The organism is Mesorhizobium loti, from assembly GCF_013170705.1.
GTDB classification, from domain to species: Bacteria; Pseudomonadota; Alphaproteobacteria; order Rhizobiales; family Rhizobiaceae; genus Mesorhizobium; species Mesorhizobium loti_D.
The window spans coordinates 523962-542528 of record NZ_CP033334.1; the positions used below are offsets into that span (position 1 = coordinate 523962).

Consider the following 18567-nt stretch of genomic DNA (forward strand, 5'->3'; position numbering starts at 1 on the left):
CTAGGGCCGATCGACCGAGGAGTCCAGCCGCATCGGCAGCCCGGCCTCGGCCATATGCGCCTTGGCCTGCGCTATCGTGTAGGTGCCGAAATGGAAGATCGAGGCCGCCAGAACCGCGCCGGCATGGCCGTCGCGAATGCCTTCGACCAGATGGTCCAGCGTGCCGACGCCGCCCGAGGCGATGACTGGCGCGCGCACCGCATCAGCAATCGCACGCGTCAGCGCGATGTCGTAGCCGGCCTTGGTGCCGTCGCGGTCCATCGAGGTCAACAGGATCTCGCCTGCGCCGCGATCGACCATTTTCCGGGCGAATTCGACCGCGTCGATGCCGGTCTTCTCGCGTCCGCCATGGGTGAAGATCTCCCAGCGGTCGGCCTCGCCGGCGCCGGAGACCTTCTTGGCGTCGATGGCGACGACGATGCATTGGTTGCCGAACTTGTCGGCCGCTTCGGCGACGAAATCCGGGTTCTTCACCGCAGCCGTGTTGATCGACACCTTGTCGGCGCCGGCCAAAAGCAGCTTCCTGATGTCGGCGACCTGGCGCACGCCGCCGCCGACGGTCAGCGGCATGAAACACTGTTCGGCGGTGCGGGCGATGACATCGAAGATCGTTTCCCGGTTGTCGGACGAAGCGGTGATGTCGAGAAAACACAGCTCGTCGGCGCCGGCGGCGTCATAGGCCTTGGCTGCCTCGACCGGGTCACCGGCGTCGATGAGATCGACGAAATTGACGCCCTTGACGACACGGCCGTCCTTGACGTCGAGGCACGGGATGACACGGGCTTTCAGCATCAGCGGCCCTCTATCGTGGCGATGAGGTCGTTGAGCAACTGGCCGACCAGCGGTGGCACGTCGGCCTGGGCATCGAAGGCCGGATCGTAGGCGGAAACGGTGATGCCGACGACCGGTACGACAAGCGCCATGGCGCAGGCGGCGTCGCGCAACTGTTGGGGGCTCGGCCCGCCAGATGTGACGTAACGGTTGGCCTGCAGCTCCTTCGGGTCATGCACGTCGAGATCGAGATGCATGTGCACGCTTTTGGCGCCGGCGGCTTTCAGTCTTTCGGTCGCTTGCGCCACGCCGGGGCATTCAGTGCGGATCACCGGCAGGGTCTTGAGGAGTTGTTGCTCGGCCGGATCGAGATCGCGGGCGTTGACGAGCACGCAGCGCGACGGATCGATCGGCTGGAAGCCGGGAATGGCTGATGCCATCGGGCGCCAGCACAGGCCAAGCACGGTCGCCAGCGCCATGCCGTCGAGGAAGCCGTATACGGAGGTCTCGGGCGTGTTGAGGTCGCCATGCTGGTCGGCCCAGATGATCGCATCGGCGCCTTCGCCGGCGACCGCGCCGGCACTGGTCAGGCAGTTTCCGGCCAGAACGATAGGAAACCGCCCCCTGTCGATGGCAATGCGGACCTCGCCCGAGACGGCGTTGCAGACAGCGAAACCGGTGGCGATCTCGCGTTCCTGGTCGTCGCCGACCCTGCCGATATCCTCGACCGCGACGTCGTGGCCGGCGATGGTCAGGGCGTCGACGAGACCGCCCGCAATCAGCGCGTCCGGCCCCTGGCCCATGCCGCCATGGTAGTGGCCGCTGTCATAGGAGGCGAGGATGATGGTGATCTTCACGATTTCGCCTCCGCCACCGGCCGCCCCCGCAGGATCGCCAGCGCCTCGGCCGGATCGATGCGGCCGTCATAGAGCGCGCGGCCCGAGATGGCGCCTTCGAGCTTTTGTGCGTCCGGCATGGTCATGCGCACGATGTCGGCGATCGAGGCCAGCCCCCCCGAAGCGATGACCGGGATCGATACGGCGTCGGCGAGGTCGATGGTGGCATCCCAGTTGATGCCGGTGAGCACGCCGTCGCGATCGATGTCGGTGTAGATGATGGCGGCGACGCCGGCGCCCTCGAACTTCTTCGCCAATTCGATGACGCCAAGGCTCGACGCTTCGGCCCAGCCTTCGACCGCCACCTTGCCGCCCTTGGCGTCGATGCCGACCGCCACCTTGCCAGGGAAGGCCTTGCAGGCCTGCCGGACCAGACCGGGATCGCGCACCGCCACCGTGCCGAGGATGACGCGGGCGAGACCACGATCGAGCCAGTCCTCGATCTGCGCAATCGTGCGGATGCCGCCGCCGAGCTGCACCGGGTTCCTGGTCGCCTTGAGGATGGCGCCAACCGCCGCGCTGTTGACGCTTTGGCCCCTGAAGGCGCCGTTGAGGTCGACGACATGCAGCCATTCGAAGCCCTGGTCCTCGAAGGCTTTTGCCTGCGCGCCGGGATCATCGTTGTAGATGGTCGCGGTCGCCATGTCGCCGTGCTTCAGGCGCACGCATTGGCCGTCCTTGAGGTCGATGGCAGGAAACAGGATCACGATTCAGGCGCCTTCAACGATGACGAAATGGCCCGTCGATCCGGCAAGCCTGAATTTCGAGGCATGCTGATATTCCGGCGAATGATAGCATTCCACTGCCTTGTCGTAGGATTCGAACTCGATCACGACATGGCGATTGCCTGTCGGCTGTTCCGGGTTCTCGTGGCGACCCGCCCGCACGATGAACTTGGCGCCGTACTTGGCAAAGGCAACGGCATTCGCCTGGATATAGTGCTTGTAGATTTCGGGATCGCGAACATCGATCATCGCCATCCAATAGCCCTTCTTGCTCATGACCTATCCCCTAGCTTGAGCATGATCCCTGGACAAACGGGGACCGTTTGTCCGAGAAAACCGGCGTCCACTTTTCGGGACCATGCTCTAGGGCCTCCACTTCAGGAAATTGGTGATCAGCGCCAGCCCCAGCGCCTGGCTCTTCTCCGGATGGAACTGCGTGCCGACGAGATTGTCGCGGGCAACGGTGGCCGTCACCGGGCCGCCATAATCGGCGACCGCCAGAACCTCGTCCGGCTTGCGCGCGTCGAGATGATAGGAGTGGACGAAGTAGGCGTGCAGCCCCGCGGCTCCGGTTGGAATGCCGGCAAACAGCGGATGCTGGCGCCGAAGCTCGATCGTGTTCCAGCCGATCTGCGGGATCTTCAGCCCGGGATCCGCCGGCGTGATCTCCTTGACGTCGCCCGATATCCAGCCAAAGCCTTTGGTGACGGTCTTTTCCAGGCCGCGCTCGGACATCAGCTGCATGCCGACGCAGATGCCGAGGAAAGGACGAGCCTTGGCGATCGCGACATCCTCGACCGCTTCCCACATGCCCTCGACGGCACGCAAGCCTGCCGCGCAGTCGGCATAGGCGCCGACGCCGGGCAGGACGATGCGGTCGGCAGTGCGCACCCGGTCGGCATCGGCCGTCAGCTCGATCTTAGCCGATATTCCGGCTTCGCGCGCGGCACGCTCGAAGGCCTTGGTGGCCGAGCGCAGATTGCCCGAGCCATAATCGATGATTGCCACCCGCATGTCAGGGCCGTCCTGGGATGTGGGTCAGGCCCAGCGCCATGCCAGGCTGCGCCGGGCGGGCCAGGGCGGCATCCGGAACGATGCGTGGCGCCGGAACGGTTTCCTCCGCGTGCCCTTCGGCCTCAAGCGCATAACGGATGTCGGCATCGTCGAGCCGGCCGGCGTGAACCACGCCCCATTCATGCCAGCCGCGCCGGCGAAGGGCCGCGATGCGCAACCCCTGCCCTTCCAGGCCAACGTAGAGCGAGACGAGCAGCGACAGCAGGGAGCTGGCGAAACCGAGGCCAAGCTTCTGACCAGCCATCGAAAGCAGGCCCATGACGACGAAGGCAAGTCCGGCTTCGATCCACAGCCGATGCCAGGCGAGCCATAGCGGCGGCACCAGCAGGCCGAGCCAGGTGAAGCCATCGCGGACAAAGGCCGTTGCGTCGGCCTTCTCGCCGCGGCCGGGCGGTTCCATCACGACATAGGCGGCCATGAGCGCTATCCCTTCAAAGATCCCTTGGTGGAGGGAACCGCGTCCGGCTGGCGCGGGTCGGGCTCAAGTGCTGCACGCAGCGCGCGTGCCACCGCCTTGAAGCAGGTCTCGGCGATATGGTGGTTGTTGGCGCCATAGTGGTTGGTGACATGCAGCGTGATGCCGGCATTCTGCGCCAGCGCCTGGAAGAATTCCCGCACCAGTTCGGTGTCGAAGGTGCCGATCTTGGGCGACGAGAAGGACACGTTCCAGACCAGGAACGGCCGGCCCGACACGTCGATCGCCGCACGCGTCAGCGTCTCGTCCATGGCAAGGTCGATCGAGGCATAGCGCATGATGCCGCGCCGTTCGCCCAGCGCCTTGGTCAGCGCCTGGCCGAGCGCGATGCCGGTGTCCTCGACCGTGTGATGGTCGTCTATATGCAGGTCGCCCTTCGCCCTGACCGTCATGTCGATCAGGGAATGGCGCGAGAGCTGGTCCAGCATGTGGTCGAAGAAGCCGACGCCCGTGGCGATATCGGATTTGCCCGAGCCGTCGACATGGACCGACACCGAGATATCGGTTTCCCTGGTTTTGCGGCTGGCTTCGGCGGAACGGGGCGCCATCACTCTATCCTTGTCCCAGCGGTTCACGTGGTAAACCGGTTCACAGGCTCCAAGCGCTCGCGGGCTTGAAAACGAATGCCTTCTATCAGCATGATCCGGCGATTGCCAGTTGCCTCGGACAAAGCTATCGGGCCTTGCCGGAGAGGCGATTTGCAATCATTGGTCCGGTGCATACATATGGCCGATAAATCACTCGTACCGCGCCAATCGCCTTTTGGGATCGCGCGAATCGGAGCCAGGAAATGTCTGATAATCTGACCATGCACGCCACGACCATCGTGACGGTGCGCAAGGGCAACAAGGTGGTGATTGCTGGCGACGGCCAGGTCAGCCTTGGCCAGACCATCATGAAGGGCAATGCCCGTAAAGTGCGCCGCATCGGCAAGGGCGGCAATGTGATTGCCGGCTTCGCGGGCGCCACCGCCGACGCCTTCACGCTGCTCGAGCGGCTGGAAGCCAAGCTCGAGCAGTATCCCGACCAGCTGACGCGCGCCTGCGTCGAACTCGCCAAGGACTGGCGCACCGACCGTTATCTGCGCCGGCTTGAGGCGATGATGCTGGTGGCCGACAAGTCGGTCTCGCTGGCGCTGACCGGCACCGGCGACGTGCTCGAACCCGAATTTGGCGTCATGGCCATCGGGTCGGGCGGCAATTACGCACTGGCCGCGGCGCGCGCCTTGATGGACACCGACAAGGACGCCGAGGAAATCGCCCGCAAGGCAATGCAGATCGCTTCCGACATCTGCGTCTACACCAACAACAATTTCGTCGTCGAAACGCTCGATGCCGGTTGAGCAGCTCTACGATTTTCGGCCGGTGACCACGAAAGACCTGCCGATGATCGCCGGCTGGCTGGCCGAGCCCGAGGTCGCTCGGTGGTGGAACGATCCGGAGACGGAAATCGCCGAGATCCGCGATCATATCGACTCGATTTCGGTCGAGCCGCTGATCGTCGAACTCGATGGCAAACCGATCGCCTATCTGCAGAGCTACGATCCACATATGGAAGACGACCATCCCTATGCCGACCAGCCGTTCGGCACGCTCGGCATCGACCTGTCGATCGGCCGGCCTGAACTGATCGGCATCGGCCATGGCTCGGCGATCGTGCGCCAATTCGTCGAGGACCTGTTCAGGGAAGGCGTGCCGCGCGTCATCATCGATCCGGACCCGGCCAATATCAGGGCCATCCGCGCCTATGAAAAAGCCGGATTCCGGGCCATTGATCGCAGGCAATCGGTCTATGGCAACGTGGTGCTGATGGCTATCGATGCTGAAGAGGGCGACGCTGAAGAGGGCGATGCCGAAGAAGGCGACGGGAAAGAGGGGCTATAGGGCATGAACGCATCCGGCGAGGAGAAGAACCTCTCGGCCTACGAAAACAGCTGGCGGATGGGGTTGCTGATCGTTGCCGGGCTTGTCATCGTCCAAGCCGGCACGCTCTATCTGATGGGCCGGACGCCGATCTGCACATGCGGCTACGTCAAGCTCTGGCATGGCGTGGTGAACAGTTCCGAGAATTCCCAGCACATTTCGGACTGGTACACCTTCTCGCACATCATCCACGGCTTCCTGTTCTACGCGCTGGCACGGTTCCTGTTCCCACGCTCGCCGATCGGCCTGAGGCTGGCGTTCGCCGTTCTCATCGAAGGCGGCTGGGAATTGCTCGAGAACAGCCCGTTCATCATCGACCGCTACCGCGCCGGCACCATCTCGCTCGACTATTACGGCGACAGCATCATCAATTCGGTGTCCGACACACTGGCCATGGTGCTGGGATTTGTGATGGCGCGAAGGCTACCTATATGGGTGATCGTCAGCCTCGCCATCCTTTTTGAACTGGGTACCGGCTACCTCATCCGGGACAATCTGACACTCAACGTGATCATGCTGCTGCATCCGTTCGAGGCCATCAAGCAGTGGCAAAGTGGAATTTAGTGATATGAGCACATTCTCTCCCCGCGAAATCGTTTCGGAACTCGACCGCTTCATCATCGGCCAGAAGGACGCCAAGCGCGCCGTGGCCATCGCCTTGCGCAACCGCTGGCGCCGCCAGCAGCTGGAAGGCCAGATGCGCGAAGAGGTGATGCCGAAGAACATCCTGATGATCGGACCGACCGGCGTCGGCAAGACCGAGATCTCGCGCCGCCTGGCGCGTCTGGCCGGTGCGCCTTTCGTCAAGGTCGAGGCAACCAAGTTCACCGAAGTCGGCTATGTCGGCCGTGACGTCGAGCAGATCATCCGCGATCTCGTCGAGATCGCCATCGGCCTGGTGCGCGAGAAGATGCGCGAGGACGTCAAGGCGCGCGCCCATATCAACGCCGAGGAACGCGTTCTGGAATCGCTGGTCGGCAAGACGGCGAGCCCGGCGACGCGCGACAGCTTCCGCAAGAAGCTGCGCGACGGCGAACTCGACGACAAAGAGATCGAGATCGAAGTGGCCGATACCGGCAATGGCGGCATGCCCGGTTTCGAGATCCCCGGCATGCCGGGCGCCAATATCGGCGTGCTCAACATCAACGACATGCTGTCCAAGGCGATGGGCGGCAAGAAGACCAAGCTGCGCAAGACCACGGTGAAGGAATCCTATGATCTGCTGGTCAGTGACGAGTCCGACAAGCTGCTCGACCAGGACGAGGTGGTGCGCCGGGCGCTCGATGCCGCGGAAAATGACGGGATCGTCTTCCTCGACGAGATCGACAAGATCGCCGCCAGGTCGGATATTTCGGGCGGGCCTTCGCGCGAAGGCGTGCAGCGCGACCTGCTGCCGCTGGTCGAAGGCACCACGGTGGCGACCAAATACGGGCCGCTGAAGACGGACCACATCCTGTTCATCGCTTCAGGCGCCTTCCACGTCTCGAAGCCGTCAGACCTGTTGCCGGAATTGCAGGGCCGCCTGCCGATCCGCGTCGAGCTGCGCGCGCTGGAGAAGGAGGATTTCGTCCGCATCCTGACCGAGACGGAAGCGAGCCTGATCAAGCAGTATATCGCGCTGATGAAGACGGAGGGCGTCGACCTGACCTTCACCGACGACGCCATCGATTCACTCGCCGGCATCGCCGTCGATCTCAACGCCAGCGTCGAGAATATCGGCGCCAGGCGGCTGCAGACGGTGATGGAACGGGTGCTGGACGAGATCTCCTACGACGCGCCCGACCGCAACGGCACGAGCGTCACCATCGACGCCGCCTATGTGGAAAAGCATGTCGGCGATCTGTCCAGAAACACAGATTTGTCGCGATTCATCCTGTAACGACAGCTCTGGAGGTTCCGGCGCCGGATCAGGCAACACCGTTCCGGCGGAAATCATGTGTGGCCAGATGGTACCATCTGGCCACCTTTCGTCTTGCCGGCGAAAAGCGCGCTCTCGACTCAGCCCGGAGCATTACCCTAGTTTGCGCGGCATACCTGAAGGCGGCGGCGCATGAAAAAATTCATTCTGGTCATTCTCGGCTTGACGCTGGCGGCGACGCTTTTCGTCGCTGATGCGGCGACATTGGTGCCGCCGGGAAACCGCAATGCCGAGCAGCCCGACATTCCCGGCGCATCGAGCCGGCGCACCCAGGCGACCAACACCACCTTCCAGGCGAAATACCGCAAGGTCTACGCCCTGCTGCAGAATGACGCCGATCTGCGCGCCAAGATCAAGAAGGCCGCTTCCGCCTACGGCATTGATCCCTTGCACATCGTCGGCGCCATCGTCGGCGAGCACACCTACAATGTCGACGCCTATGACCGGCTGCAGACCTACTACGTCAAGGCGATCTCCTATCTCTCCAGCAAACTGTCCTTCGCCTATGACGGCGAGGACGTCACCGATTTCGTGCAGCGGCCGGAGTTCAAGAAATGCGCCGCAATGTCGGACAGCTACGACCTTTGGGAATGCCGCGAACAAGTCTGGAACCATTCGTTTCGCGGCAAAACGGTCGGCGGGACAAGCTTTCCCGATGACCGCTTCGGCGCCACCTTCTTCCAGCCCTACTATGCCGGCCAGACCTTCGGCCTTGGCCAGCTCAACCCCTTGACGGCGCTGCAGATGAGCGATCTCGTGCACAAGGTCTCCGGCTTGCCGAGGCTCGATGTCGGCGACCCCAATTCGGTCTACAAAACCATCATGGATCCCGACCTGACGCTGCCCTACGTCGCCGCGACGATCAGGAAATCGATCGATGCCTACAAGAGCATCGCCGGCTTCGACATTTCGGGAAATCCGGGGCTGACCGCCACGCTCTACAATGTCGGCAATCCGGAGCAGCGTGCCTATGCGCTGAAGGCGGAGAACGACAAGCGTCGCGCCGCCGGCGAACAGGTGAAGCTGCCGGAGGAGAATTATTACGGCTGGCTGGTCAACGACAAATTGTCGGAACTGAAGGCGCTGTTTTAGACGCGTCGAGGGGACGGAGCGCATCGGAGTTGAATTCGCCGACGCCAGTGCCGCCCCTCATTGCCCTGCCGGGCACCGGCGTGACTGATCGGCGCGAGGCTTGATTGCCACGTGGTTCCCCCAATCCGTCGCTGCTTCGCAGCGCCACCTTTCCCCCTCCGGAGGGAAAGGAAGGGAGCTTTGCTGGAGGAGCGTTGCTGGCAAAAAGCTTGGCGCCTTTCCTCTACCCCGTCGATCGGGGGGTCCGAAGGACGGGCGAGACCCGTGGCTCGCCCCGGCTAGGTGGCTCGGCGAAGCCGAGACGGAGTGGGGGTCGACCAGCGCGGCATAAGACAATGCATGCAGTAGCGCTTTGCGGGGAGAAGATGCCGGCAGGCAGATGAGGGGCAGCGCAGACCTCTATAGTTGGCGCGACGGCCTCAAGCCGCCAGCAAAGACTTCAGCTTCACGGCCTGCGATCCCAGCGCCTCCGGCGCCGGCCTGGCCTGCTTGCCGATCAGCATTTCGGCCAGCCTGATGTCACGGGCGACCGCGTTGCCGGGACCGATGCCGCTGGCCGCCACCAGCCTGCCGTCCTCGGCCAGGTGGAAGAGGATGAAGGCGCCGTCGCCGAGATCGCGCCGCACGGTGCCGCGGCCTTCGTCGGCAAGGCCGGATATCTGCAGGGTGAGCCCATACTGATCCGACCAGAACCACGGCACCGCCACATGCGCCTCGCCGGCACCAAGCATGTTCCTGGCGGCAAGCGCGCCCTGTTCCTGCGCATTGCGCCAGGCCTCCAGCCGCACGCGGCGGCCGCCATAGACGGCAAGCGGGAACGAACAGCAGTCGCCGGCGGCAAAGATATCGGGATCGCTGCTGCGCAGCTCGGCATCGACCGCGATGCCGTTTTCAATGGCCAGCCCGGCCTCGGCCGCGAGCCCGGTCGCCGGCACGGCGCCGATGCCGATGATGGCGAGATCGGCTGTGATCTCGCGTCCGCCGGCAAGCGCGATACGCACTTGTTCCCCGTCGTCGGCAATGGACGCAATGCCTTCACCGCACAGGATATCGACGCCTTCGGCGACATGCGCCGCATGGATAATTTCGGCGATCTCGGCCGGGACGCCGCGCATCAGGATGCGCGGCTGGGCCTCGATGACAGTGACCGCAGCGGCGAGCTTGCGGGCCGCGGCGGCGAGTTCGAGGCCGATGAAGCCGCCGCCGATGACGGCGATGCGGTTGTCCGCGCGGAGGTGGGCGCGAATGGCCAGCGCATCGGCGAATGTCCTGAGATAAACGCAGCGCTTGCCGAGGCCAGGCATCTGCAGTCTGCGCGGGGTCGAGCCGGTGGCCAGCAGCAACTTGTCGTAGGGCAGGACCGAACCGTCCGACAGGCGCACCGTATGGGCGGCGCGATCGATCGCCACGGCCCTGACGGAACGGATATGCCGGATCGATTTCTCGGCCAGGATCGCGTCGCTGGCGATCGCCTTGATTTCCGGCACGTCGCTGGCCATCGCGTCCTTGGACAAAGGCGGACGTTCGTAGGGCAGATGCGGCTCGTCGCCGACCAGCGTCACCGGCCCGCCATAGCCAAGATCGCGCAGCGCAAGAGCCGCCCGCCCGCCGCATTCGCCGGCCCCGATGATGACCATTGCGCGCGCCATCTCCGTCACCCGATCTGCACGAGGACTTTGCCGCCCTCGACCTTGACCGGATAGGTCCTGAGGCTGACGCAGACCGGCGCGCCCCTGGCCGCGCCGGTCTTGTAGTTGAAGCGGCCATTGTGTTTGGGGCATTCGATGATGTCGTCCATCACCAGGCCGTCGGCAAGATGCACCTTCTCATGCGTGCAGAGCCCGTCCGTGGCGAAGTATTCGTCGTCGGGACTGCGATAGATGGCGAAGGTGCGCCCGCCATGATCGAAGCGCATTACGTCCTCTTCATCGATGTCATCGGCAGCACACGCCTCGACCCAGTCGCTCATTCAGTCCTCCGCAAAAGCAATTCCAGGAAAGGTGCGCAACGGTTTCCCGGGAAAGCGCTTGGCGCTTTCCCCCAGGGAATTGCGTTGAAACAAAGAGTGCAGATCGGATGCCACGATCATTCCGCCGCGGCGGCGACGGCATCGCCATGGAATTCCTCGCGGTACGGCCTGGCGGTCGGCGGCAGTTCGCGCTTAAGGACGTAATCCTCGTTGCGCAGCTGGCGCAGGAAGACCGGGATCATCTCGCGGTAGCCGGCCAGGATGGATGGCGTCGGCGCCGGCAGATCATGCTTGATCAGCGCATGCAGCTTGGGTAGCGCGTGGTACGGCACCATCGGGAACATGTGATGCTCCACATGATAGTTCATGTTCCAGTAGATGAAGCGGCTGATCGGGTTCATGTAGACGGTACGGCTGTTGAGCCGGTGGTCGATGACATTGTCGGCGAGGCCGCCATGCTGCAGCAGGCCGACCATGACGTGGTGCCAGGCGCCATAGAGCCTGGGCAGGCCGACCAGCATCAAGGGCAGGAACGATCCGGTGTAGAGCGCCAGCGCCATGGTCGCGGCATAGATCGCGGTCCAGATGCGGGCAACACGGATCGCCTTGCCCTGCTCCTGCTCGGGAATGAAGGTTTTTTCCGCCGCGCTGATGTTGCCGGCGGCGTTGCGCAGCATGTCCGACATCGCATGCCAGGCATCGAGCACGCCGACAAAGCCAAGGACGGCGCGCACCAGGTCGGGCGGCCGCATGACAGAGATTTCCGGGTCCCGGCCGACGATGACGGTGTCTGTGTGGTGGCGCGTGTGGCTCCAGCGCCAGGTCACCGGGTTGCGCATGATCATGAAGCAGGCGATCTGATAGATCGCATCATTCATCCACTGCGTCCGGAAGGCCGTGCCGTGGCCGCATTCATGCCAGCGTGAATCGGTGGACGAGCCGTAGAGAACGCCATAGACGAAGAAGAACGGTACGCACCACCAGGTGCCCCAGAACCAGGCGCCGCCGGCGCCGCTGACGATGAGGGCGGCCAGCCAGATCGCGGTGTCGCGGATCGCCGGCCCGTCGGAGCGCTGCATCAGCTCCTTCATCTGCTTGCGGGACACGTCGGTGTGATACCACTCGGCGGCCGACAGGCCGTTCTCCACGGCGAGCTTGGCGTCGCGGCCGATCAGGCTGTAGTCACGCCGGGACGGCGCTGTCGTCATGGTTGCCTCCCTCGGCAGGGCATCCGCCCAGGCGAATGCCGCTTGCCCATTGGCCTCGAACCTAAAAATACCGCCGAGCCATGATAGACTCAATATCACAAAGATAGTTTCTATCATTTCCTATCAGAATGATGTATCCATGTGTTGGGACTCGAACGAGGCGATCATGGCGAAACGGCCGACCATCACCGATCTGGCGCGCATTTCCGGCGTCAGCGTTGCCACGGTGGACCGGGTGCTCAACAACCGCCTGCCGGTGCGCGAGGAAACCGCCCGCCGCGTCTACGAGACGGCGACCGAGATCGGCTATCACGCCGCCGGCCTGATCAAGCAGCGGATGCGCCATGAGCTGCCGGAGTACCGGCTCGGCTTCCTGCTGTTGCGAGGCAATGACGTGTTCTATTCGGAGTTCGCGCGGCAGCTCGAGCTCGCGGTGTCGCAATCACAGCGCTTCCGCGGCGTCGCGATCATCGATTTCGCCAGTTCGCTGACGCCGGACGAAATCGTCGAACGCACGCGCAAGCTGGCGGCCAAATGCAGGGCCGTCGCGCTGGTCGGGCCGGATCACCCGACGCTGACGGTCGTCGTCGAGGAGATGAAGGCCCAGGGGTTGCCGGTGTTTTCGTTGCTGTCCGATTTCGCGGCCGGCATTCGCGAGGGTTATGTCGGCCTCGACAACCGCAAGGTCGGCCGCACGGCGGCCTGGATGATCTCGAAAGCGGCGAAACGGCCGGGCAAGGTCGCGCTGTTCGTCGGCAGCCACCGCTTCCACGGGCATGAGCTGCGCGAGATCGGCTTCCGCTCCTTCTTCCGCGAACAGGCGCCGGACTTCACCTTGCTTGAAACGCTGGTCAATCTCGAGGCCAACCAGATCACGCAGGATACGCTGCTCGATGTTCTCGCCCGCCATCCCGATCTGGTCGGCTGCTATGTCGCCGGCGGCGGCATGGAAGGCGCGGTCGCGGCACTGAGGCAAGCCAGGCCGGCGGAGATGCCGGCGGTGATCTGCAACGAGATCACCGCGGTCTCACGTTCGGCCCTGGCCGACGGCATCCTGACGATGGTGATCTCGACACCGCTGGCCGCACTTTGCCGCGAGCTCATGGACCTGATGGCGCATGCCATCGAGACCGGCGCCGCGAACGCACCGGGGCAGACCTTCCTGCCGTTCGAAATCTACCTGCCCGAGAATATCTAGCGATGCATCGCGCTTCCAGGCATGGCCGGCCGAGTTGACGCAGAATCCGGTCGCCAATATAGACCGCTAATGGGTGAGGACAGGTTTGGGTACATCGCCTTTGGCAAGGATGCTCTCTATGCTCGTGGAGCGCTTTTCAGCGCCCTTCGGCTGTTGCACTACACGCCAGGAGCCAGAATTTCAGTCCTGACGGACCGGCCAGGCGTTTTCGACGGCTATCCGATCGAAGCGATCGAGCTTACCGCCAAGGAAATGACCGAGATGTCTTTCGGCGATCGGTACCTGTTTGGCATCAAGGCCGCCGGCATCATTGAGCTGTTGCGGCGTTGCGATCGCCTGTTTTTCATGGATACCGACATCTACCCCGTCGGCAATGTATCGAGATGCTTCGGAAAAATCTCCGCCTCGCACTCGATCATGAGAAAATGCGAAGGCACACCAAAGGCCGCCGCCTACCGGGCAATCGCGGATAAGGGATTCTTGCTTGGCGACCAGCGGCTGTCGGGACGTGAGCCGATGTGGAATAGCGGCGTCGTGGGTGTCCACAATTCCAATCTCCCGGCGTTGGCTGACGCTTACCAGGCCATCGAGCAAATGATCGGCGTGGTCAGAGCGCACACGGCCGAACAGTTCTGCATTGGTGTGGCGTTATCGCAGCACGGCCGCTCCATAAGCGGACATTGGCTGCCCCTGCGGAACTATAACACCAGGGGCCGAAAGCTATTTGCCAGGCAGCGCATCGAAGCCTTTTTCGAGCGCGCCAATCAGCTGACCTTAAGTCAACAGATCGAGTCTGCGGCGAAATACCGGATATCGCGGGCTCCGCTCGACTTGTTGATGCAGAGGGACATCTGGCACTTCTAGGCCGCGCCCATCACAGGCATCGCGATACCGCGGACGGCGGCAGCACCCCAAGGGAAGAGGCCGCCGCGGCCCTCGGCAAAGCACCCACCGCCTAACTGGTTGGATGGCGATCGTTCGCTATGGCAGAAAGAGAATATCGTTGGTCCCGCCGGGCAAGTTGCGAATGTCCACATCCCTTTCGGACTTTCCGCTGAAGACGACACAACGTCCATAATATTGGGCCAAATCCGCCGCCATTTCACTTGCTTCCGACGGCTCATACCGAGATGGCACATATTCCATCAGGATTGGAACTCGGCGTTCCAGCAAGTCCCTCATGGATCTCAGGGCCGCAGGCTCGGCGCCCTCAATGTCCATCCAGACGAGGCCAATATCGTCAGGATTGACGTCGACCTCACGCAGGATTTCATCCACGCGCCGAAGAGGCACTTGGACAGATCGAGCACCCTCCCCAGGCCTGATAACACCGCCTGCCCCACAATTTTTTTCGTCAAAGTAAAAGTCGACGACGCCATTGTGGTCACCCACCGCGCACTCAATAACGGTTGTTCCATCCATCAGCCCATTGAGAGACAGATTTTGCTTCAATAGCTGAATATTGTCGGGCGCAGGCTCGATGCAAACCAGTCGGTCGAACCGGCCGCTACGTGTCAAGTAGACGCTATGTGTACCGATATTGGCGCCAACCTCTAAAAGTGTTCTCCCGCCGGTCTGCCCAATGATCTCCAGCACTCTGTCCGCTAGATCGCGTTGGTAATGGCCGTCCTTGAACAAGCTTCTCCCTATGTACTCATGTGGCGAGAAGGTAAGGCGATGATCCGCGAACTGTCTGGTGACGAGGACAATATCTTCGTTAATGGTCAGCAGGCTGAAGTAGCGGAACCGGTCGAAGGTTCGAAGTCCGGCAAACATCCTATCGCGTGAACGCTGAAGCACTCTGTCAATTGGCCGAAATAATCTCATATGCAGATCCCCAAAATATTTCGAGGGACCTGATTTGTTGCAAATTCCACATATTGATGCGCATATTTTAAAATCCCCCCAATATTTTTTACCTCCAAGCGTGAGTTCTTACAAGATTGGAAAATGACAATATTTCCTGATCCCCTCGCTTCTACCAACCACGGCATGGCTCCGGTGGAGACGACGACAGAGGCTGGCGATCTGGCCATCACCGATATCCCCGGACTTGCCTCGGCTTTGGATCAGCCTCGCACAGAGCACGCGCGCCCCAACCCGCATCGACGCCGCTTTTCCGCATCGGCCAAAATCGAGCGTCCGGTTTTGGAATCGCCCTTGACGCCTCGTGGCAAAATGGAATAAATATTTCACCAACTGTACATTTTGGTTCTTTCGTTCCGGAACGTCTGTTTCAAACGGCGAGTTTGGCGTTCCAGCCGATGCAGGGCCCTGCAGCGCGGAACGAAACGATATCAGGGAGAGATTCCCCGGGGAGATCGGGGATTCCGGAGAAATCGGTGCAACCGGACACCAAAAGTGGAGGAGAGATACAATGAAGAAACTGCTTTTGGGCGTCGCCTTCGCGGCGCTGATGAGTTCATCGGCCATGGCCGCCAAGATCGGCGTATCGATGGCCAAGTTCGACGACAACTTCCTCACCGTGCTGCGCAACGGCATGATTGCGCAGGCAAAGGGCATGAGCGGCGTCGAGCTGCAGGTCGAGGACGCGCAGAACGACGTCGCCAAGCAACTCGATCAGATCAAGAACTTCGCCGCTTCGGGCGTTGACGCCATCATCGTCAACCCTGTCGACACCTCGGCGACGCAGGCGATGTCGGACGCCGCGGCAGCCGCCAAGATCCCACTGGTCTACGTCAACCGCGAGCCTGTCAATGTGAACTCGCTGCCGGACAACCAGGCCTTCGTCGCCTCGAACGAAGCCGATTCCGGCACGCTCGAGACCAAGGAAGTCTGCCGCCTGTTCAAGGAAGCCGGCAAGAAGGAGGCCAATGTCTATGTGATCATGGGCGAGCTTTCCAACCAGGCCGCCGTGCAGCGCACCAAGGACATCGAAGAGGTGATCGCCACGCCGGACTGCAGCTTCATCAAGATCATCGACAAGCAGACCTCGAACTGGAACCGCGACGAGGCGCAGAACCTGATGACCAACTGGCTGTCGACCGGCAAGAAGTTCGATGGCGTCATCGCCAACAATGACGAAAGCGCCATCGGCGCGATCCAGGCGATGAAGGCCGCCAACATCGACATGAAGTCGGTTGTCGTCGGCGGCGTCGACGCCACCCAGGACGCTCTGGCGGCGATGCAGGCGGGCGACCTTGATGCAACCGTGTTCCAGGACGCGGCCGGCCAGGGTGCCGGCGCGTTGGATGCGGCGCTCAAGCTGTCCAAGGGTGAGAAGGTCGAGCACAAGGTCTACGTGCCGTTCCAGCTCGTCACCCCGGCCAACATCGACAAGTTCCTGAAGAAGAACTGAGCCGCGGACATATGGAGCGGCGCTTTCGCGCCAAGGAAGGCGCCGCTCCTCTTTCCCTCAGCGCCTGAAGGCGATCGAGGAACGACCGCGGCTGACGGAGGATAGAAGATTGTCACAGACATCCCATGGCGTTGGAGGGCTCACCTACGATGCGAAGAAGCGCGCATGGCCGGCCGAACTCAATGTCTTCCTGGCGCTTGTCATCCTCGTCGTCGCCTTCGAAGTGATCGGGCGGGTCTTTCTCGGCGACAGTTTCCTGTTCAACACGCGCAGCGACGTCGGCGGGATCTTCAACGAGGCGCGCCTGCAGATCATCATCCTGCAGGTGTCGATCGTCGGCATCATCGCCATCGGCGTGACGCAGGTGATCATCACCGGAGGTATCGACCTGTCCTCGGGTTCGATTGTCGGCGCCACCGCCATGATCGCCATGAGTTTCGCCCAGGTGGCAACCGTCAACGGCAACCCAAATCCCAAGGCGATGTTCCTGGCACAAGGCTGGACCGACCTGCCTGTGATCGTGCCACTGCTGGTCGCGATCGGCTGCGGCTTGCTGGCCGGCCTCGTCAATGGCTCATTGATCGCCTACACGCGCATTCCGCCCTTCATCGCCACGCTCGGCATGATGGTCACCGCGCGCGGCATCGCCAAATGGTGGTCCAAGGGCCAGCCGATCTCTTTTCCCACCGACAGTTTCGCGGCGATCGGCAAGGGCTTGATGCCGGTCATCATCTTCCTGTCGCTGGCGGTGCTGTTCCAGCTGGTTATGACCTACACAAGGTACGGCAAGCACTGTTATGCGATCGGCTCCAACGAGGACGCCGCGCGCATGTCCGGCATCAAGATCGCCAATCACAAGATCCTGGTCTACGCCATCGCCGGCATACTCGCCGCGCTCGCCGCCGTGGTGCTGAGCTCCAAGAACTTGACCGCGCAGTCCGGCATGGGCGTGATGTACGAACTCGACGCCATCGCCATGGCGGTCATCGGCGGCGTCTCGCTGTCGGGCGGCCGCGGCTCGATCATCGGCACGGTGATCGGTTCGCTGATCTTCGGCGTCATCATCTCCGGCTTCACCTTCCTGCGCCTCGACGCCTACTACCAGGAGATGGTCAAGGGCGTGATCATCGTCGGCGCGGTCGTTCTCGACCAGTGGCGCCAACGCCTGCGGGCATTGAGGGCTTGACCATGTCAGACATCGTCCTGAAGACCGAAAACCTCACCAAGCGCTATGGCGGTGTGCATGCGCTGGAAGGCGCCAACTTCGAGCTGCGCAAGGGCGAGCATGTCGCCATCATGGGTGACAATGGCGCCGGCAAGTCGACCTTCGTGCGCCAGATCACCGCCGTGGAGCAGCGCACCAGCGGCCAGATCTGGTTCGACGGCAAGGAAGTGAATTTTGCCGGGCCGATCGAGGCCCGCACGGCGGGCATCGAGACGGTGTTCCAGAACCTGGCATTGGCCGATGATCTCGACGTGCCGTCGAACCTGTTCCTCGGCCGCGAAAAGGTGCTGTTCAATCTCGGGCCATTCTCGATCCTCGACCGCAAATACATGCGCAAGGCAACCGAAGCGGCACTGATCCGCACGGCGGTGAAGATCCCCAATCTCTCCAACACCATCCGCCACATGTCGGGCGGCCAGCGTCAGTGCGTGGCAATCGCCAGGACGGCGACCTTCGCCTCCAAGCTGATCATCATGGACGAGCCGACGGCGGCCCTTGGCGTGCAGGAGACGGCGCAGGTCGAAAACATCATCCGTACGCTGAAAGACAATGGCGAGCCGCTGATCCTGATCAGCCACAATATGCGCCAGGTGTTCGACCTGTGCGACCGCATCGTCGTCTTTCGGCGCGGCCGCATCGTCGCCAATCTGCGCAAGGAGAACACCGACGGCCAGGACATCGTCTCCTACATCACCGGCGCCAAGACCGGAGAGGCGGAACTCGCGGCCTAGGCGGAGTGGTTGCCCGGTTCCGGGACGATCCGCCGCGCCAGGAA

General features: G+C 62.5%; 22 protein-coding genes. 11 read left to right on the forward strand and 11 right to left on the reverse strand.

Features of this window, described 5'->3' with window-relative positions:
- The 7 genes from hisF to hisB all read right to left on the reverse strand — a co-directional run bounded on the left by hisF (position 1) and on the right by hisB (position 4489).
- Positions 1 to 795 carry an imidazole glycerol phosphate synthase subunit HisF gene (gene hisF, locus EB815_RS02360; protein WP_056568909.1) on the reverse strand — a complete coding sequence of 265 codons (795 nt, stop codon included), beginning with the start codon at positions 793 to 795 and terminating at the stop codon, positions 1 to 3.
- Positions 792 to 1628, reverse strand: a complete 837-nt coding sequence (locus tag EB815_RS02365; RefSeq protein WP_056568906.1) for an arginase family protein — start codon at positions 1626 to 1628, stop codon at positions 792 to 794. The genes hisF and EB815_RS02365 overlap by 4 nt, the downstream gene beginning before the upstream one ends.
- Positions 1625 to 2374 (reverse strand): 1-(5-phosphoribosyl)-5-[(5-phosphoribosylamino)methylideneamino]imidazole-4-carboxamide isomerase, encoded by a 750-nt coding sequence (gene hisA / locus EB815_RS02370; RefSeq protein WP_056568902.1) that lies wholly within the window; start codon positions 2372 to 2374, stop codon positions 1625 to 1627. Before hisA ends, EB815_RS02365 begins: the two co-directional genes overlap by 4 nt.
- A 3-nt stretch (positions 2375 to 2377) precedes the next feature.
- Positions 2378 to 2668, reverse strand: a complete 291-nt coding sequence (locus EB815_RS02375) for a DUF1330 domain-containing protein (protein WP_056568899.1) — start codon at positions 2666 to 2668, stop codon at positions 2378 to 2380.
- 87 nt (positions 2669 to 2755) lie between these two features.
- The gene (gene hisH / locus EB815_RS02380; protein WP_056568896.1) at positions 2756 to 3406 is read right to left on the reverse strand and encodes an imidazole glycerol phosphate synthase subunit HisH; all 651 of its coding nucleotides are present in this window, start codon (positions 3404 to 3406) and stop codon (positions 2756 to 2758) included.
- Position 3407: 1 nt separating this feature from the next.
- Positions 3408 to 3884, reverse strand: a complete 477-nt coding sequence (locus tag EB815_RS02385; RefSeq protein WP_056568893.1) for a DUF2628 domain-containing protein — start codon at positions 3882 to 3884, stop codon at positions 3408 to 3410.
- Between the two features lie 5 nt (positions 3885 to 3889).
- A complete protein-coding gene (hisB, locus tag EB815_RS02390) occupies positions 3890 to 4489 on the reverse strand; it encodes an imidazoleglycerol-phosphate dehydratase HisB (RefSeq protein ID WP_056568890.1) in 600 nt (199 codons plus the stop codon).
- A 242-nt stretch (positions 4490 to 4731) separates the two neighbouring features.
- Here hisB and hslV point away from each other — a divergent pair, with 242 nt between their 5' ends.
- The 5 genes from hslV to EB815_RS02415 all read left to right on the forward strand — a co-directional run bounded on the left by hslV (position 4732) and on the right by EB815_RS02415 (position 8873).
- Complete coding sequence (hslV, locus tag EB815_RS02395) at positions 4732 to 5283, forward strand: ATP-dependent protease subunit HslV (protein ID WP_056568887.1); 552 nt, start codon at positions 4732 to 4734, stop codon at positions 5281 to 5283.
- Entirely contained in the window at positions 5273 to 5824 is a 552-nt protein-coding gene (locus EB815_RS02400) for a GNAT family N-acetyltransferase (protein WP_056568884.1), read from the forward strand. Before hslV ends, EB815_RS02400 begins: the two co-directional genes overlap by 11 nt.
- A 3-nt stretch (positions 5825 to 5827) precedes the next feature.
- Positions 5828 to 6427 carry a DUF2585 domain-containing protein gene (locus EB815_RS02405; protein ID WP_056568881.1) on the forward strand — a complete coding sequence of 200 codons (600 nt, stop codon included), beginning with the start codon at positions 5828 to 5830 and terminating at the stop codon, positions 6425 to 6427.
- A gap of 4 nt (positions 6428 to 6431) precedes the next feature.
- Positions 6432 to 7742, forward strand: a complete 1311-nt coding sequence (hslU, locus tag EB815_RS02410) for an ATP-dependent protease ATPase subunit HslU (protein ID WP_056568877.1) — start codon at positions 6432 to 6434, stop codon at positions 7740 to 7742.
- A gap of 171 nt (positions 7743 to 7913) precedes the next feature.
- The gene (locus EB815_RS02415; RefSeq protein ID WP_056568874.1) at positions 7914 to 8873 is read left to right on the forward strand and encodes a DUF1402 family protein; all 960 of its coding nucleotides are present in this window, start codon (positions 7914 to 7916) and stop codon (positions 8871 to 8873) included.
- Between the two features lie 419 nt (positions 8874 to 9292).
- Here EB815_RS02415 and EB815_RS02420 read toward each other — a convergent pair whose 3' ends face one another.
- The 3 genes from EB815_RS02420 to EB815_RS02430 all read right to left on the reverse strand — a co-directional run bounded on the left by EB815_RS02420 (position 9293) and on the right by EB815_RS02430 (position 12050).
- A complete protein-coding gene (locus tag EB815_RS02420) occupies positions 9293 to 10522 on the reverse strand; it encodes an NAD(P)/FAD-dependent oxidoreductase (protein ID WP_081294955.1) in 1230 nt (409 codons plus the stop codon).
- 5 nt (positions 10523 to 10527) lie between these two features.
- Complete coding sequence (locus EB815_RS02425) at positions 10528 to 10842, reverse strand: MocE family 2Fe-2S type ferredoxin (protein WP_056568867.1); 315 nt, start codon at positions 10840 to 10842, stop codon at positions 10528 to 10530.
- Between the two features lie 116 nt (positions 10843 to 10958).
- Positions 10959 to 12050: a fatty acid desaturase family protein gene (locus EB815_RS02430; protein ID WP_056568864.1), complete on the reverse strand. Its 1092-nt coding sequence runs from the start codon at positions 12048 to 12050 to the stop codon at positions 10959 to 10961.
- 166 nt (positions 12051 to 12216) lie between these two features.
- On the opposite strand from EB815_RS02430, the gene EB815_RS02435 reads away from it, so the two are divergent.
- Together EB815_RS02435 and EB815_RS02440 are read left to right on the forward strand one after the other, a co-directional pair.
- The gene (locus tag EB815_RS02435; protein WP_056568860.1) at positions 12217 to 13248 is read left to right on the forward strand and encodes a LacI family DNA-binding transcriptional regulator; all 1032 of its coding nucleotides are present in this window, start codon (positions 12217 to 12219) and stop codon (positions 13246 to 13248) included.
- Positions 13249 to 13317: 69 nt separating this feature from the next.
- Entirely contained in the window at positions 13318 to 14112 is a 795-nt protein-coding gene (locus EB815_RS02440; RefSeq protein WP_056568857.1) for a hypothetical protein, read from the forward strand.
- A 117-nt stretch (positions 14113 to 14229) separates the two neighbouring features.
- Here the strand turns inward: EB815_RS02440 and EB815_RS02445 are convergent, their stop codons facing one another.
- Entirely contained in the window at positions 14230 to 15024 is a 795-nt protein-coding gene (locus EB815_RS02445) for an FkbM family methyltransferase (RefSeq protein WP_056568854.1), read from the reverse strand.
- Positions 15025 to 15198: 174 nt separating this feature from the next.
- Between EB815_RS02445 and EB815_RS02450 the strand changes: the two genes are divergently transcribed.
- The 4 genes from EB815_RS02450 to EB815_RS02465 all read left to right on the forward strand — a co-directional run bounded on the left by EB815_RS02450 (position 15199) and on the right by EB815_RS02465 (position 18523).
- The gene (locus EB815_RS02450) at positions 15199 to 15435 is read left to right on the forward strand and encodes a hypothetical protein (RefSeq protein WP_155772469.1); all 237 of its coding nucleotides are present in this window, start codon (positions 15199 to 15201) and stop codon (positions 15433 to 15435) included.
- 190 nt (positions 15436 to 15625) lie between these two features.
- Positions 15626 to 16567 carry a sugar ABC transporter substrate-binding protein gene (locus tag EB815_RS02455; RefSeq protein WP_056568850.1) on the forward strand — a complete coding sequence of 314 codons (942 nt, stop codon included), beginning with the start codon at positions 15626 to 15628 and terminating at the stop codon, positions 16565 to 16567.
- Between the two features lie 109 nt (positions 16568 to 16676).
- Positions 16677 to 17753 (forward strand): ABC transporter permease, encoded by a 1077-nt coding sequence (locus EB815_RS02460; RefSeq protein WP_056568846.1) that lies wholly within the window; start codon positions 16677 to 16679, stop codon positions 17751 to 17753.
- Positions 17754 to 17755: 2 nt separating this feature from the next.
- Entirely contained in the window at positions 17756 to 18523 is a 768-nt protein-coding gene (locus EB815_RS02465; RefSeq protein WP_027040720.1) for an ATP-binding cassette domain-containing protein, read from the forward strand.
- Positions 18524 to 18567 lie beyond the last annotated feature (44 nt).